The 15,791-nt window shown below is 33.2% G+C and carries 16 protein-coding genes and 1 tRNA gene; 1 reads left to right on the forward strand and 16 read right to left on the reverse strand.

Annotated features, from left to right (window positions below; translation table 11 throughout):
• Positions 1-2: 2 nt before the first annotated feature.
• The 4 genes from BUA82_RS14960 to BUA82_RS14975 all read right to left on the reverse strand — a co-directional run bounded on the left by BUA82_RS14960 (position 3) and on the right by BUA82_RS14975 (position 2,018).
• Positions 3-428, reverse strand: coding sequence for a GntR family transcriptional regulator (locus BUA82_RS14960; protein ID WP_073009987.1), 426 nt, complete (start codon positions 426-428; stop codon positions 3-5).
• A 186-nt stretch (positions 429-614) separates the two neighbouring features.
• Positions 615-1,106, reverse strand: a complete 492-nt coding sequence (locus BUA82_RS14965) for a hypothetical protein (protein WP_073009990.1) — start codon at positions 1,104-1,106, stop codon at positions 615-617.
• Complete coding sequence (locus BUA82_RS14970; protein ID WP_073009993.1) at positions 1,103-1,558, reverse strand: helix-turn-helix transcriptional regulator; 456 nt, start codon at positions 1,556-1,558, stop codon at positions 1,103-1,105. Before BUA82_RS14970 ends, BUA82_RS14965 begins: the two co-directional genes overlap by 4 nt.
• A 385-nt stretch (positions 1,559-1,943) precedes the next feature.
• A tRNA-Asn gene (locus tag BUA82_RS14975) sits at positions 1,944-2,018 on the reverse strand.
• Between the two features lie 199 nt (positions 2,019-2,217).
• Here BUA82_RS14975 and BUA82_RS14980 point away from each other — a divergent pair.
• A complete protein-coding gene (locus tag BUA82_RS14980; protein ID WP_073009996.1) occupies positions 2,218-2,484 on the forward strand; it encodes a DUF1294 domain-containing protein in 267 nt (88 codons plus the stop codon).
• Positions 2,485-2,555: 71 nt separating this feature from the next.
• Here BUA82_RS14980 and lysS read toward each other — a convergent pair whose 3' ends face one another.
• The 12 genes from lysS to ftsH form a co-directional block, all read right to left on the reverse strand.
• Entirely contained in the window at positions 2,556-4,061 is a 1,506-nt protein-coding gene (gene lysS / locus BUA82_RS14985) for a lysine--tRNA ligase (protein ID WP_073009999.1), read from the reverse strand.
• A 23-nt stretch (positions 4,062-4,084) separates the two neighbouring features.
• Positions 4,085-4,567, reverse strand: a complete 483-nt coding sequence (gene greA / locus BUA82_RS14990) for a transcription elongation factor GreA (protein ID WP_073010002.1) — start codon at positions 4,565-4,567, stop codon at positions 4,085-4,087.
• Positions 4,568-4,895: 328 nt separating this feature from the next.
• The gene (gene dusB, locus BUA82_RS14995) at positions 4,896-5,864 is read right to left on the reverse strand and encodes a tRNA dihydrouridine synthase DusB (protein ID WP_073010005.1); all 969 of its coding nucleotides are present in this window, start codon (positions 5,862-5,864) and stop codon (positions 4,896-4,898) included.
• Positions 5,865-5,872: 8 nt separating this feature from the next.
• Positions 5,873-6,652, reverse strand: coding sequence for a type III pantothenate kinase (locus BUA82_RS15000; RefSeq protein ID WP_073010007.1), 780 nt, complete (start codon positions 6,650-6,652; stop codon positions 5,873-5,875).
• Between the two features lie 293 nt (positions 6,653-6,945).
• On the reverse strand, positions 6,946-8,064 hold the full coding sequence (locus tag BUA82_RS15005; RefSeq protein ID WP_073010010.1) for a sodium ion-translocating decarboxylase subunit beta: 1,119 nt from the start codon (positions 8,062-8,064) through the stop codon (positions 6,946-6,948).
• Between the two features lie 18 nt (positions 8,065-8,082).
• On the reverse strand, positions 8,083-8,508 hold the full coding sequence (locus tag BUA82_RS15010; protein WP_073010015.1) for a DUF2118 domain-containing protein: 426 nt from the start codon (positions 8,506-8,508) through the stop codon (positions 8,083-8,085).
• 60 nt (positions 8,509-8,568) lie between these two features.
• Positions 8,569-8,943: an OadG family transporter subunit gene (locus BUA82_RS15015; protein WP_073010018.1), complete on the reverse strand. Its 375-nt coding sequence runs from the start codon at positions 8,941-8,943 to the stop codon at positions 8,569-8,571.
• A gap of 12 nt (positions 8,944-8,955) precedes the next feature.
• A complete protein-coding gene (locus tag BUA82_RS15020; RefSeq protein WP_073010021.1) occupies positions 8,956-10,356 on the reverse strand; it encodes a carboxyl transferase domain-containing protein in 1,401 nt (466 codons plus the stop codon).
• Between the two features lie 314 nt (positions 10,357-10,670).
• Positions 10,671-11,378: a DUF1287 domain-containing protein gene (locus BUA82_RS15025; RefSeq protein WP_073010024.1), complete on the reverse strand. Its 708-nt coding sequence runs from the start codon at positions 11,376-11,378 to the stop codon at positions 10,671-10,673.
• Positions 11,379-11,633: 255 nt separating this feature from the next.
• Positions 11,634-13,304, reverse strand: a complete 1,671-nt coding sequence (locus BUA82_RS15030) for a formate--tetrahydrofolate ligase (RefSeq protein WP_073010027.1) — start codon at positions 13,302-13,304, stop codon at positions 11,634-11,636.
• A gap of 51 nt (positions 13,305-13,355) precedes the next feature.
• Complete coding sequence (locus BUA82_RS15035) at positions 13,356-13,748, reverse strand: thioesterase family protein (protein ID WP_073010029.1); 393 nt, start codon at positions 13,746-13,748, stop codon at positions 13,356-13,358.
• A gap of 176 nt (positions 13,749-13,924) precedes the next feature.
• Entirely contained in the window at positions 13,925-15,727 is a 1,803-nt protein-coding gene (ftsH, locus tag BUA82_RS15040; protein ID WP_073010032.1) for an ATP-dependent zinc metalloprotease FtsH, read from the reverse strand.
• Between the last annotated feature and the right edge of the window lie 64 nt (positions 15,728-15,791).

The raw sequence follows: 15,791 nt of genomic DNA on the forward strand, positions 1-15,791 counted from the left end.
CTCTACACCTCCTTATTACCTTGCAGTTCCGCATTAACATTTTTCCCCTTATCCACATTTAGTTCAGTATAAAATTCATCCATAATTTCAACGATTTTTTCTTTATCTACTCCCATATAATAGGCCTCTAAAATGATCTTCTTTAAATCTTCTTTCAGCTTATTCATTCTATCCTCCTCAATCCTTGGTCTATAAGACTGTGAAACAAAGGTTCCTTTCCCCCTTATGGTTTCAATGACCTTTTGTCTTTCCAATTCTCCGTAAGCTTTACTTACAGTATTAGGATTTGTCATTATCATGGATGCTAACTCTCTTACTGAAGGTAATTTATCACCTGGTAACAGAATTCCTTTTAAAATATTCTCTTTCATACCTTGAACAATTTGTTCATATATAGGGCTACTGCTTCTTGCATCTATGGTAATCAATAATATCACCCCTCGGTGTATAATATAAAATAGTGTACTAAGTGTACTATGTTTAATAGTACACTTAGTACACTATCATTATAAGCTTACTTGGAAAGCAATGTCAATAGAAATTAGGGGAATAATATGCACATTGATGCAAAAAAAATCTAACCCTATAGAATGGGTTAGAAACAAAGTTCTGCGTTATTCACTAAAATTTCTAAAGGTTAATATTTTTGATATGAGATAAATGGCTATAGGTGAAAATAATGCATATACTGCAAGGGTTCCATAAAGTCCATTAATATCCGCAAAATTAGCAATGGAAGAAGCTGTGATGTTAATAAGCTCTAATAGTATTACAAATATTTGTCCTGCATCAATTTTTAATGCAGTTATGGTAACAATAGTTAATGCTGATAATAAAAGATTTAATATTATAAAAACACTAACGCCAAAATTAAACTGCTTTCTTGTTATCATGGGTTTAAAAACATAAATAAATGCAGCATATACTAATAAAACAGTTATTATATTAAAAAGCATTATCCAAAGCATAGAAACCCTATTATTAATAAGTCTATCATATTCTTTACTTCCCAGTCCATTAATAAGGGCATTGGTGCAAATAGCAAAAAATACGCTGGTGACCATTTGTATAAAAAGTATGGAAAATACACCTTTTAGCTTTTTCATTTATCTTGATTCAGCTCCTTTAATCTGTCATATATATATTCTTCTTCAAAGGAAGATACCATTCTTCTATCTTCTTCATCTAATATTCTATAATATTTAGAAATTATATTTTTTTGCACTTGATAATTCCCCATTTTGGTAATATCTTTCCACCATATCCTTCCTCCCATGGTTTTATGGCTACCTACTTCATAGCCATCAAAAGCTAAGGTTAAAATGATATCCTGTGGATCTCCACCAAAAGTCATTTGAAGCACCTCACTATCCTTAAAAATAGTGCATAGGGCTACTGCATGGGCCCATCCCAGGCTGCTTCTCCTTTTTTCTGCTTGTACTAGTGTCTTTTTAGATATTCCTAAAACTTCTGCCATTTTATCTTGTGTATATCCTTTTTCATTCCTTATTAGCTTTAACTTTTCATCTACCATATTTATAAATTCTTCTTTTTTCATCTTATCTCTCCTCCATATATTTACAGTGTAATTTTACACCATATATATATCAATGTAAATAGGTTTCTATAAATAATTACTATATTCTAAAATCTTATCCTTTATCCGATAGCTAACCGCCCCTAATACCCCCACTTCTTCAAGTGGCGGGATAAGGGGCGCTAAGCTCCTGGATAAGTTCTTCTAAGCTTCAGCTGAAGTAAGTCTTCCTCTTAAGCAAACTCCATCTGAAGCTAAGAATCACTTGATTCAAAGATAAACTAAAACTTTTATTATTTCTGCTTATATTACCTGTTAAAATTAAAGAATATTACTATTAAAAAATAAAAAAAAGTAATACATAATGTATCACTTTTATCTGCGCTATACTATTAAAAAATAAATATGGCTCCGCGGAGAGGGCTCGAACCTCCAACCTATCGGTTAACAGCCGAGTGCTCCACCATTGAGCTACCGCGGAATGTATATTACATTATTATTATAGCAAAAATTTTCATGGTTTCAAGTACTTTTTAATATTTTTATAAATCTATTTAATCAAGCTTTTTATAAATATAGTTTAAATTTTATAAAAATATATAAATCTATAGATTTATATATTTTTATAATAGATTTACCTTTTACAAAAATATATAATAACACTAGAAAGGTGGTTAAACATGAATTTATATTATTTATTATTATATTTATTTTTCATAAATATTTATGGTTTTATCATAATGTATCTAGATAAGCAACGTTCTATAAAAAAACTTTGGAGGGTGCCAGAAAAAAGATTCTTTATAGTATCTCTTCTTTTAGGCTCTCTAGGAACTTACTTAGGTATGATTATATGTCATCATAAAACCAAACACTTGTATTTTAAGTATGGTATTCCTATGATTATCTTGGTTCAGGTTTTAATAGTATATTATATAAATAAATAGTGGCAGCCATATGAATTATTAGTTATTAGCGCTTTTTTAATAACTAATAATTCATATGGCTGCCATTTATCTTAATTTTGAGGTTTCATAGTTGGGAATAGTATAACATCTCTTATAGAAGCAGAATCTGTAAGGAACATTATAATTCTATCTATACCTATTCCTAGTCCTCCAGTTGGAGGCATACCGGTTTCTAGGGCACTCATGAACTCTTCATCTATCATGTAAGCTTCATCATCCCCTAGTTCTCTTTCCTTCGCCTGCTGTTCAAATCTTTCCCTTTGAACTATTGGATCATTTAGTTCTGAGTAAGCGTTACATATTTCTCTCCCATATACAAAGCCTTCGAATCTTTCTGTAAATTCTGCATTTCCTCTCTTTTTCTTTGTAAGAGGAGATATCTCCACAGGATAATCCATAATGAAGGTTGGCTGTATCATATGTTCTTCAGCATACTCTTCAAATAAGGCATTAAGCACATCGCCTTTAGTAACATTTTTTAATTCTTTTTTAAACTGAAGATGCTTTTCCTTTGCAATGGATTGAGCTTCTTCATGAGTTTTCACTTCATTAAAGTCTATGCCAGCATATTCTTTTACTGCATCTGCCATGGTTATTCTTCTCCATGGTGGTGCAAAATCTATCTCAGTTCCTTGATAGCTAACCTTAGTAGTACCATTTACCTTTTCACAGGCAAAGGCAACAAGATTTTCTGTAATTTCCATCATATCATTGTAATCAGCGTAAGCTTCATATAATTCTATCATAGTAAATTCAGGGTTATGTCTTACAGATACACCTTCATTTCTGAAGTTTTTACCCATATCATAAACTTTTTCAAATCCAGCTACTATAAGTCTTTTTAAGTAAAGTTCTGTAGCTATTCTAAGATACATATCTATATCTAATGCATTATGGTGAGTTACAAAAGGTCTTGCAGCAGCACCACCAGCTATAGGAGATAATATCGGAGTTTCTACTTCTAAGTATCCTCTATTATCTAGGAACTCTCTTATAGATTTAATAATCTTTACCCTTTTCAAAAAGGTTTCTTTTACTTCTGGATTAGTTATAATGTCTACTTCTCTTTGTCTATATCTTAAATCTGGATCTTTTAATCCATGCCATTTTTCTGGAAGGGGCTTTAATGATTTACATATAAGATCATAGTTATTAATCTTAATTGATATTTCACCAGTTTTTGTTTTAAATACTTCGCCGGTTACTGCAATCCAATCACCTAAATCTAAGGTTTTGAATTCTTTAAGCTTCTCTTCTCCAATATTGTTGATTTGAACAAAAAGTTGGATTTTACCATCTCTATCATGGATATCAGCAAAACCTGCTTTTCCCTGCACTCTCTTAGACATAAGTCTTCCAGCAGCAGTAACAATCTTACCTTCAAGCTCTTCAAAGTTATCCTTAACCTGTAAAGATGTATGACTTCTTTCCACCTTATATACGTCAAAAGGATCTTTATCTGCTTGCTGAAGAGAAAGAAGCTTTTCTCTTCTTAATCTCTCTTGTTCATTGTATTGTTCTTCCAGTTGGTGAATATTATTTTCCTCATTAGCCATGAAACAAACCCTCCATTTATATATTAATCTCTTCTTATTCCAAGTATTTCGAACTTATTAATTCCTTCTGGAACTACAACTTCTACTACATCTCCTACTTTTTTACGCATTAAAGATGAACCTACAGGAGATTCATGAGATATTTTGTATTCCATGGGATCTGCTTCTGCAGAACCAACAATAGTATACTCTACTTCTTCATCAAATTCAAAGTCTTTAACCTTAACTATAGAGCCTACAGAAACCACATCTGTGGATATATCGCTTTCATCTACTACTTCAGCATTTTTTAATAAATTTTCTAATTGAATAATTCTGCCTTCTGTAAATGCCTGTTCATTTTTCGCTTCGTCATATTCAGAGTTTTCACTGAGGTCGCCGTAGCCTAATGCCACTTTAATCTTTTCAGTAATTTCTTTTCTTTTTACTGTTTTAAGATATTCTAATTCTTCCTCTAATTTTTTAACCCCTTCATATGTCATAATATACTTTTTAACTTCACTCATTTTATTCTCCCCTTTAAATCTACGATATTTAATATTTATAAAAAATAGAATAAATCCATTTTATTATTATCTACTTCAATATTTTAAATATTATAATGCAGTATACACTGGTTGTCAATTTATCCTTTACAAATTCAATATTTTATCATTAAATTTATTTAAATCAAGCTAAATATTCAACTGTAAATAAATGTTATTATTACACATATAAAATCTCATAAGCTTTAAACTTTAATATTTACAGGTGAAATCTTATTTATACCCTATTCTATTCCACCATGGTGTGTAAAATTACTGAGACTTTATAATAATATAAATTAAAATGCTATTATTTTAATTCCTGCTTATACTCTTTTAAAATTTCTATAGCTTTGTATGAAGATTTTTCTAAATTTATAGCATTTTTAATATCTGTGCAGTTTTTAATTCCTTTTATGTACCACGCTATATGCTTTCTCATTTCTCTCACTGCTTTATCTTCACCATTATAATGTAAAGCTAACTCATAATGCTTTAGGCACATATCCACCTTTTCATAAGGTGTTGGAATTTTTACTTCCTGTGCCTTTAAAGCAGCTTCTATCTGCTTAAATATCCAAGGGTTACCTTGACTTCCTCTTGCTATCATTACTCCATCACAATGAGTTAATTCAGTAATCTTTAAAGCATCTTCTGCAGAAAAAATATCTCCATTGCCAATAACAGGTATACTCACAGCCTCTTTAACCTTCGCAATTATATCCCAGTCCGCCTTACCTTCATACATCTGCTCTCTAGTTCTTCCATGTACCGTTATGGCATCTGCTCCAGCACCTTCCATAACTTTAGCAAACTCCACAGCAGTGACGGAATCTTTTGAAAAACCCTTTCTAAACTTAACAGTTAAGGGTTTTTTACATACCTTTTTAATTTCTGAAACAATTAAGGCCGCAAGCGTTGGTTCTGTCATTAAAGCGGACCCTTCACCATTTTTAACTATTTTAGGGGCAGGACAACCCATATTTATATCAATAATACAAATATCTTCATGATTATTAAAATGCTTTTCCACTACCTCTGCCATAATCTTCGGCTCTCTTCCAAAAATCTGAACTGCTACTGGTTTTTCTTTCTGAGAAATTCTAAGGAGAGTCTCTGTATTTTCACTACCATAATACAATGCTTTTGCACTTACCATTTCTGTATAAACCAGCCCGCAGCCCATTTCTTTACATATTTCTCTAAAAGCTATATCTGTTACTCCTGCCATAGGAGCTAGAAATACGTTGTTTTCAAAGTTTAAAGTAGATATCTTCATAGGAAGTATTACTCCTTATTTTTTTCGTATATTATTTTTAATCCTTCCAATGTTAGAAGTGGTGCTACTTCATCAATAGTATCCGTATCCTCTGCAATTAAATTTGCAAGTCCACCAGTAGCCACTACATATGGCTCTTCTTCACCTAAATCAATCATTTCCTTTTTCATCCTGTTTATTATATATTCTACAAGCCCCGTATATCCATAAATAATTCCTGCCTGCATGCTGGTTACTGTACTTTTACATATTAAGCTACCAGGCTTTTCTAACTCTACCCTTGGAAGCTTAGCAGCTCTTTCAAACAAAGCATCAGAGGATATCTTTATACCAGGGCAAATATTTCCACCAAGATAGTTTCCGTTCTTAGTTACTGCGCAAAAGGTAGTAGCTGTTCCAAAATCTAAAATAATCAAGGACCTTTTATATTTTTCGTGAGCAGCTACAGCATTTACTATTCTATCTGCTCCCACTTCTTTAGGATTATCATATTTTATATTTATTCCTGTTTTTATCCCTGGTCCTACAGTTAATGGTTTCTTCTTAAAACATTTTTCTATCATGTTTTCTAAAGAATGCATTATATTAGGTACTACAGAAGATATAATTATACCTTCCACCTCATCAACTTCTATATGGTTCTGATTAAATAGTTGCATGATATGAATGGAATACTCATCAGAAGTTTTATTAGCATCTGTGGATAATCTCCACCTATTTATGTATTCTCCATTGTTGTAAAGTCCTAATACAATATTGGTATTTCCAACATCAACAAGTAATATCATTTCTAATCCTCCAGTTAACATAATTAAAAGCAGCTTATAAGCTGCCACTTTATAATTAATTTAAATCATGAGTATTTAAAGCCTGTATCTATGAATTTATAATAATATACAGAGGATATATTACATGGTGTAACATATCCTCTGTATGAATTTTAACAATTTAATTTTAACAATTTTTAATCAGTTGTCAAGGATTACTTATATAATGTAAGAAATACCTGGATTTAGCTTATAATTGTTCTCTAAATTACTATACCCCTTTTATTAAAATATACTTAAATATATAAATAATTTTATTTAAACAGAGATAAAAGTACTCCAGCTGCCACAGCAGATCCAATGACCCCTGCTACATTGGGTCCCATAGCATGCATAAGAAGATAGTTACTTGGATCAGCCTTTTGACCTTCCACCTGTGAAACCCTCGCGGCCATAGGCACTGCTGATACTCCTGAAGAACCTATTAGAGGGTTTATCTTACCCCCAGTAATTTTATTTAGTAGCTTGGCCAAAAGAACTCCTCCTGCCGTACTAATAGAGAAGGCAATTACTCCTAATGCTACAATTTTCAAAGTTTGAGGTCTTAAAAATATATCTGCATTGGCAGTAGCACCCACACTTACCCCTAAAAATATAGTTACTATATTTATTAATGCATTTTGAGCAGTATCTGTAAGCCTTCCCACCACTCCGCTTTCCTTAAATAGATTACCTAGCATTAGCATACCTATTAACGGAGCTACAGAAGGAAGTAAAAGTATTACTAATATTGAAACTACAATAGGAAATACTATTTTTTCTTTTTTGCTTACGGTTCTTAACCCACCCATTTTAATTTTTCTTTCTTTTTCTGTAGTTAAGGCCCTCATAATCGGTGGCTGGATTAAAGGTACTAAAGCCATATAGGAATAAGCCGCCACAGCAATAGGCCCTAGAAGTTCTGGTGCTAACTTACTGGTTAGATATATTGCTGTTGGTCCGTCAGCCCCTCCTATAATTCCAATAGATGCTGCTTCCTTAGGTATAAACCCTAAAAGTAGTGCACATATAAAGGTAAAGAATATCCCTATCTGCGCAGCTGCACCTAAAAGTAAACTAGAAGGATTAGCTAATAATGGTCCAAAATCCGTCATAGCACCAATGCCTAGAAATATTAAAGGTGGGTAAATTCCTAATTTAACACCTTTATAAATATTAAAAAGAAGTCCCCCCTCTTCCATTATCCCTGTTAGAGGAAGATTGGTTAAAAGCATTCCGAAAGCTATAGGTAAAAGTAATAAAGGTTCAAACTCCTTAACTATAGCTAGGTATATCAGTACACATGATATTATTATCATTATTGCATACTTTATGTTCAAAGCGGCAAAACCTGAAGTCTGCCATAATTCCGTTAGCGATTCCATGAAATTCATTATAATGTTCCCCCTAATCTATTCTATAATAGCAAGTAGGTCTCCTGTGTTCATCTGCTGTCCTTTAGCAACTGCAATTTCAGCTACTTTTCCGTCTTTAGGGCTCATAATTTCATTTTCCATCTTCATAGCTTCAAGGACTAAAATAACATCACCTTTCTTAACTTGTTGCCCCTCATTTACAGCTATATTAAATATAGTTCCAGGCATGGGACATGTTATTTTTTCTCCTTTGACTTCTAAAGCAGCTTTCTTCGCCTCTGCTTTAGGCTCTTCCATAACCGGTGCCTTAGCAGTTGTCTCTGCTACTTCCTTAAACTCTTCCATGTGTTCTTTATGAACTGCTTTTTCTGATGTAATTGCTGCTGGTGGAAACTCCCCTCTTACTTCTTCCACCTCTACTTCGTATCTATTTCCATTTACGGTTACATAGTATCTCTTCATAAATAAACCTCCAAAACATTAATTTTAAAACATAATCCTTTACATATTAATAAGGAATTTTTATAACAAGTTAGCTTTTGCCCAGTTAGTATCTTCTTCTACTCGCCTAATGCTTCTTATCTTAAATTGCACTTTATCATCTTCAGTATATATGCTTAATGCAGCCATAATAGCCGCCACGATTTCTTCATTATTGTATATATCCTTTTGAACATTTTTTTGAGTTTCTATAGCTGCATCTTTATTCTTTTCCAAGCCCATATTATTAGTGATTTCTATAGCTTTTTCATGGTGTTCTTGTTTTTTATTTACCTCTTCAATCTTAGAAAAAATATAAGTTTGAAGCTTAATAAGTAATAATAAAACCGTGAGCACCATAAATACAATCGCCATAGCAAATAGGGTAACTGCCAAACCTTCTTGTAAAATTTTCATGAATTTCTCCTCCTATATAAGAGTGCTGCCATGCTTTTTAGGATATTTAATTTCTCTCTTAGTAGAAAGCATGTCTAAGGCCATATACAGTCTTCCTTTGCTTTCTGAAGGTATAATAATATCATCAATTAATCCCACTTCAGCGGCTTTATATATAGATTCAGTTTCTTTAGCCTCAGAGCTTGCCAAGGTTATAGAAGCTGTTGGCCAAGCCAATACCATATCACAGGCACTTTCCTTGCTGCAAAAGGTAATATATCCTGTTCCTTGTGTTTTCCCTACTAAAAGGGAAACCTTAGGTATTACAGCCTCTGAAAGGGTATATAATAACTTAGATAAGCTTAATGCCAGCCCTGCTTTTTCTTCTTCAGCATTTACTCCAAAGCTAGTTATATCCTTTGCTACAGTAATCAATGGAATATTAAAACTATCACATATTTTAATAAACCCTGTTACTTTCTCTATGGCCTTTATATTTAATGGTGTATTTTTCTTGTTTAAACCTAATATTCCTGTATTCAATCCATTTATCTTTATAAATGCTATAGTAACACTATCACCAAAGTTCTTACCCAATTCAATAAAGCTATCTAAATCTCCTAGTTCTCTAATAATCTCCTCTACATTGATACTATCTGTCTTAACCATATTATCGAATATAGGAGAAACAGCCTCTTCTCCTATGTGGTCTCTAGGAGGAAACCCTAGATTATTGGAAGGTATATAACTTAGAAGCTTTCTAACCATTATCATTGCATCTTTATCATCTTCAGAGGTTAATTTTATGCTTCCATTTTGAGAACTAAATTCAGGAGAAGCATAATTTTTATACTCTACAAACTTACCGCTGGTGTTAGCTAATTTTAGTGTATCGTTTACATAAAACTCTCCAGATTTTTCTGAAAGAATGGTAAAATCGCACATAGATGCTAATATAGCTAAAGTTCCAGTGCATGGACCTGCTATTACTCCTATATTAGGAACCACCCCTGATAACTTTGAATTTTCCTTTATTAGCTCACCATAATATCTTAGCGCCTCCAAATCTTCTGAGGTATCAATTCCTACAGAATCAAATATCTGAATTACTGGTGCACCCATTTTTAGGGCCATCCTCAAAATATTTACCGTCTTTCTTGTATTATGCCCATTAATTGCCCCTCCTTTAACGCTGTAATCTTGAGAAACAACATATACAAGCCTCCCTTGCACCGTACCATAACCAGTTATACATCCGGCAGAATTTTTCCCTATAAATCCACCTATTTCAATAAATGAATTCTCATCTACAAGCTGTTCAATTCTTTCTCTTGCAGTAAGCTTATTAAGGTTATGCTGCATATTTAGACTATCCTTACCTCCTCCAATTAAAATCTCACTTTTTCTCTGGAGAAGCTCCTCAACTCTGTCCATGTTAAGCCTCCTTATACATTTTATATAAATAAATATAAATAAATATAAATAAAATAAACAAAAACAAAAATTATTATTTGAAAATTATAATAAATAACTTTTGTTAGAAATAATAACATCAATTAACTTAATGTAAAATATTACCCCTTTTATCATAACATACTTATGCAGCTATGTATACGAATCTGCAAGAAAACATTCACTTTTCACTTAATTGAAGGATAACTCTTCAAAACCCTATAAAATGGAATCACCCCAGGGGTGCTCCCATAAAAAGGGAGCGCCCCTGGGGTAATGGTAAACTTTTACACAGATCAATATTTCCATCGATAATGCGCTTTTAACGGAGTTGAATCTGTAATCCAGCTAAGTTTTACTTCCTTAGCGTGAGGAGTGGAGTTATGTATTAAATAAGGCACTCCATCACTATCTCTTTTATCTGATATTATTCCCACATGTTCATAAGGTTTTAAGATTACTATTATATCTCCAGGTTGCCATTGCTTTAAGTTTTCTACATCCCAAGGTTTAACCTCTGTGGCGAGGCTTATTGCATGTCTATTTAAAAAAACATCCTGATTAGGTACTCTTCTAAAATCAATATTTGGATCAGGTTTACCGTTAACTCTAGGGTAGAGACTTGTATTCTTTTTAATATCCTCATCTATTAAATTCTTAAGATTTACGTTCATACCATTAAAAGCTCTCCATATAACATCAGTGCACACTCCTTCGCTGTCAGGCGGATATCCCCCTGTATAATAATTGCTCACATATACAGTCTCATTTTCCACTTCTTTTCTTGCAGCTTGAACCATATCTATAGGATCTGGTATTCCATTTTTATTTTTATCCGCTTTTGAGTATTCTTCAGGAACCTTAGCTCCTTTTTTAAATATTTTTTCAGTTTCATTTTTAACTATTCCCAATCCCGATTTAAAATAATTTTTATTTGGAATAAATAGAGTAATGCCTATAAGAAAAAATATTAAAATAAAAGCTATAGTAAATGTTTTTTTCATTTTGATCCTCCTCCAGAAACAAGCTCATTAGCATAATAAAGTTAAACACAGTAATCTAATTAATACTACGTAATAAACTTAAAGCTTGTCACGTCACTGGCGTTATATTTATAAATTTTAAATAAACCTACAAATGTCATGTCTATTAAATACAAGAAGTATCCTTGGTACCATATTTATAGATATTAACAAAATATAAAAAGATGACTCCTATTCAGTATAGGAATCATCTTTTTATTCACTAAGTAAATCTAATTAGAACAAGCCTACGATTTCTCCGTTGGGGAGAATATCTATTTTTTCTGCTGATGGTACCTTTGGAAGACCTGGCATGGTCATAATGTCACCTGTTAGTACAACCACGAAGCCAGCTCCATTAGAAACTCTTAATTCTTTTACAGTTATTTCAAAGTTTTCAGGTTTTCCTAGAAGCTTAGGGTTATCAGAAAGTGAGTATTGAGTTTTGGCCATGCATATAGGCTTTTTATCAAGGCCTAGCTTTTCTAATTCTGCTATTTGTTTTTCTGCTTGAGGTGTATAATTTACTCCTCTACCACCATAAACTTCTTTGGTTATGGTTAGGATTTTTTCTTTAAGAGGTAGTTTGTCATCATATAGTACATTAAACTTAGAAGTTTCTGTTTCTATAACATCTACCACTGCATTAGCAAGTGGCACTCCACCTTCTCCACCTTTTTCCCATACTTCTGTAAGTACAGCTTTTACTCCTCTTTCAGCACAGAACTTTTCTACGAATTCTACTTCTTCAGCACTGTCTGTGATAAACTTATTTACTGCAACTACCACAGGCACCCCAAATTTTTTAACATTTTCAATTTGCTTTTCTAAGTTTTGTATACCTTTTTGAACCGCTAGTAAGTTACTTTCATTAAGCTTATCCTTTGTAATTCCACCATGGTGTTTAATTGCTCTTATGGTAGCCACCAGAACTACGCAATTTGGTTTAAGGTTACCATATCTGCATTTTATATCAAAGAATTTTTCAGCTCCTAAATCTGCACCAAAGCCTGCTTCAGTTACTACATAGTCTCCAAGCTTTAATGCCATCTGTGTAGCAATAATGCTGTTACAACCGTGAGCTATGTTGGCAAAAGGACCTCCATGTATAATAGCAGGAGTATTTTCTAAAGTTTGAACCAAGTTAGGCTTAATTGCTTCTTTCATAAGTAAAGCTGCAGCACCATTAACCTTCAGTTCTCTAGCATACACAGGATCTCCATCTAGGTTGTAACCTATTACTATTTCCCCTATTTTTTCTTTCAAATCCATAAGGTCATGAGATAAACATAAAATAGCCATGATTTCTGATGCTACTGTAATCATAAAACCATCTTCTCTTGGGAAGCCATTAAGCTTTCCCCCTAAGCTCACTACGGTGTTTCTCAGCGCTCTATCATTCATATCCATAACCCTTTTAAAGGTTATTCTTCTGGCATCAATACGTAATGCATTTCCTTGATGGATGTGGTTATCTATAGCTGCGCAAATTAGGTTATTAGCTGCTGTAATAGCATGCATATCCCCAGTAAAGTGAAGGTTTATATCTTCCATGGGAACCACTTGAGCGTAACCCCCTCCTGCTGCTCCACCTTTTACTCCAAATACAGGTCCTAATGAAGGCTCTCTTAAAGCTATAATAGCATTTTTATTAATCTTATTTAAAGCTTGGCCTAGTCCCACTGTAACGGTGGATTTTCCTTCACCTGCTGGAGTTGGATTTATAGCCGTAACGAGAATTAATTTACCATCCTTCTCATCTTTAAGTCTTTCAGTAACATCTAGAGATATCTTACATTTATATTTACCATAAAAGTCTATGTCATCCTCTTTAAGTCCAAGTTTTAAAGCTATCTTTGATATAGGCTCCATTTTTGAGCTTTGAGCAATTTCAATATCTGTTTTCAAATAAAACACCTCTCTTAAATTTTTATTATTTAATATATAGTTTGTTAAATACTAATTATTTTTATATATCTTTTTAATAAATTCTTCCGAGTTTACTATGTATCTAGTGTGTGTTCCTTCGCCGATCTTTCCCTCTTCATCAAAGGCATCCACTTTAAAGATAAGTTTTTTACCCTTCACCTGAATAAGCACAGCTTCACATCTTACATTCATTCCAATGGGTGTAGCTTTTAAATGTTTAATGTTAACTTCTATCCCCACTGTGGTATCTTCCTTAGAAAGATAAGAGGCAACACATTCTTTAGAAATACTTTCCATTAATGCTATTAAAGCTGGAGTTGCATATACTGGAACAGTACCTGACCCATATGCTTCAGCACTTTCTTCTGGTTTTACTTTATGAATAATATCAGTTTTCAAACCAACTTTTAATTCACTATACATATAACCTCCTTATATTTTCAGAAATTTCACTATAATACCATTATATCCTTTACATAGCTTAAAATAAAGTATAAGAATAATTAATTGCATTAAACAATTCTTATATTTTAACCAAAATTAATTTTATGAATGTAATCAATCATTTTTAAAAAAGAAAAAACGCCAAACTTGGCGTTTTATGAATTTGCAAATATTTCTTCAAACTCTTCAGCTTCAATTTTTTCTTTTTCCAGTAGAGATTGAGCTACTGCATGAAGTTTTGATATATTCTCAGTAAGTAAATTCTCAGCTTGATTGTAAGCATCATCTATGAGTTTCTTAACTTCATTGTCTATTCTAGAAGCAATTTCTTCACTGAAGTTTCTGTTTCTTCCTAGATCTCTTCCTAGGAAAACCTCGTTCTGATCAGAACCAAAGGATATTGGTCCAAGTGTATCACTCATTCCATATTCCATAATCATAGCTCTAGCAATATGACTTGCTCTATCTATGTCATTTTTAGCTCCTGTACTTATATCTCCTAATATTAGCTTTTCAGCAACTCTACCGCCAAGAAGTCCTACCATTTCATCCTTAAGCTTGGATTTAGAAGTGTAAGATCTATCTTCCTTTGGTAAATGCATAGTGTATCCACCAGCCATACCTCTTGGAATTATGCTTATTTGATGAACAGGATCTGCGTTTGGTAAAAGCTTCATAACTACAGCATGACCTGCCTCATGATATGCAGTGAGCTTCTTATCATGATCGCTTATAACCTTACTTCTCTTCTCTGGTCCAGCGATAACACGAGTTATAGCTTCTTCCATTTCATCCATGCTAATAACTTTTCTGTCTCTTCTTACAGATAAAAGAGCAGCTTCATTAGCTAAGTTTTCTATATCAGCTCCAGTAAAGCCTGGTGTTCTTTTTGCAAGTATATTTAAATTAACATCTCCAGCAAGAGGTTTATTTCTAGTATGAACTTTTAATATTTCCTCTCTTCCTTTAACATCTGGCGCTCCTACTACTATCTGCCTATCAAACCTACCTGGTCTTAATAAAGCAGGGTCTAGTATATCTGGTCTATTGGTAGCAGCAATCATAATGATTCCTTCATTTACTCCGAATCCATCCATTTCAACAAGTAATTGGTTCAAAGTTTGCTCTCTTTCATCATGACCTCCTCCAAGACCTGCTCCTCTTTGTCTACCCACGGCATCAATTTCATCTATGAAAATTATGCAAGGAGAATTCTTTTTCGCTTGGTCAAAAAGATCTCTAACCCTAGACGCTCCAACTCCAACAAACATTTCAACAAAGTCAGAACCTGAAATAGTGAAAAATGGAACTCCTGCTTCCCCTGCAATAGCTTTTGCAAGGAGGGTTTTACCCGTTCCTGGAGGACCTACTAAAAGTACTCCTTTGGGTATTCTAGCTCCCATTTCAATATATCTCTTAGGTTGTTTTAAAAAGTCTACAATTTCTACCAGTTCAGCTTTTTCTTCATCTGCTCCGGCTACATCGTTAAATGTTACTCTCTTCTTGTCTGGTGTTGCCATTTTAGCACGACTTTTACCAAAATTCATAACACCACGATTTCCGCCCCCGCCTTGGGACTGTTGCATAAATAAAAACCAGAATGCTAAAAGCATAACTATAAGCAATACTGTAGGTATAAGTTGAACCCAAGCTGGAACACTGGTTGGAGGAACATATACCTCTTTAACCTCTGTCTTAGGATTCTGTCCAATAAACTGAATAAATCTTTCAGGGATAACATTAGTACTGAAACTATTCCCGTTTACTAGGGTACCTTCTACCATCATCTTATCTTCTTTAACCTGTATACTCTTTATTTCATTGTTTTGCCACTTTTGCTGGAATTCATTGAAAGGGATGGTATTACTACCTTTACCACCTTCAACCAGAACAAAGGCTGCCAAAACAACCATTACCAAAACTACAATCCAGGCCGTCACGCTTGAAAATTTTTTCATATTTGGGCCCCCCCTCTTTCTAGTTACTATAAAATTCTACCATATAGGTATATCCATTACAACA

The organism is Clostridium amylolyticum (assembly GCF_900142075.1).
GTDB lineage: Bacteria > Bacillota > Clostridia > Clostridiales > Clostridiaceae > Clostridium_AA > Clostridium_AA amylolyticum.

What these genes read in the sequence shown, in the direction of transcription:
- BUA82_RS14965 (WP_073009990.1), bottom strand. Translation starts at nt 1,106, where the DNA reads ATGAAAAAGCTAAAAGGTGTATTTTCCATACTTTTTATACAAATGGTC.
- BUA82_RS14970 (WP_073009993.1), bottom strand. Translation starts at nt 1,558, where the DNA reads ATGAAAAAAGAAGAATTTATAAATATGGTAGATGAAAAGTTAAAGCTA.
- BUA82_RS14980 (WP_073009996.1), top strand. Translation starts at nt 2,218, where the DNA reads ATGAATTTATATTATTTATTATTATATTTATTTTTCATAAATATTTAT.
- lysS (WP_073009999.1), bottom strand. Translation starts at nt 4,061, where the DNA reads ATGGCTAATGAGGAAAATAATATTCACCAACTGGAAGAACAATACAAT.
- greA (WP_073010002.1), bottom strand. Translation starts at nt 4,567, where the DNA reads ATGAGTGAAGTTAAAAAGTATATTATGACATATGAAGGGGTTAAAAAA.
- dusB (WP_073010005.1), bottom strand. Translation starts at nt 5,864, where the DNA reads ATGAAGATATCTACTTTAAACTTTGAAAACAACGTATTTCTAGCTCCT.
- BUA82_RS15000 (WP_073010007.1), bottom strand. Translation starts at nt 6,652, where the DNA reads ATGATATTACTTGTTGATGTTGGAAATACCAATATTGTATTAGGACTT.
- BUA82_RS15005 (WP_073010010.1), bottom strand. Translation starts at nt 8,064, where the DNA reads ATGAATTTCATGGAATCGCTAACGGAATTATGGCAGACTTCAGGTTTT.
- BUA82_RS15010 (WP_073010015.1), bottom strand. Translation starts at nt 8,508, where the DNA reads ATGAAGAGATACTATGTAACCGTAAATGGAAATAGATACGAAGTAGAG.
- BUA82_RS15015 (WP_073010018.1), bottom strand. Translation starts at nt 8,943, where the DNA reads ATGAAAATTTTACAAGAAGGTTTGGCAGTTACCCTATTTGCTATGGCG.
- BUA82_RS15020 (WP_073010021.1), bottom strand. Translation starts at nt 10,356, where the DNA reads ATGGACAGAGTTGAGGAGCTTCTCCAGAGAAAAAGTGAGATTTTAATT.
- BUA82_RS15025 (WP_073010024.1), bottom strand. Translation starts at nt 11,378, where the DNA reads ATGAAAAAAACATTTACTATAGCTTTTATTTTAATATTTTTTCTTATA.
- BUA82_RS15035 (WP_073010029.1), bottom strand. Translation starts at nt 13,748, where the DNA reads ATGTATAGTGAATTAAAAGTTGGTTTGAAAACTGATATTATTCATAAA.
- ftsH (WP_073010032.1), bottom strand. Translation starts at nt 15,727, where the DNA reads ATGAAAAAATTTTCAAGCGTGACGGCCTGGATTGTAGTTTTGGTAATG.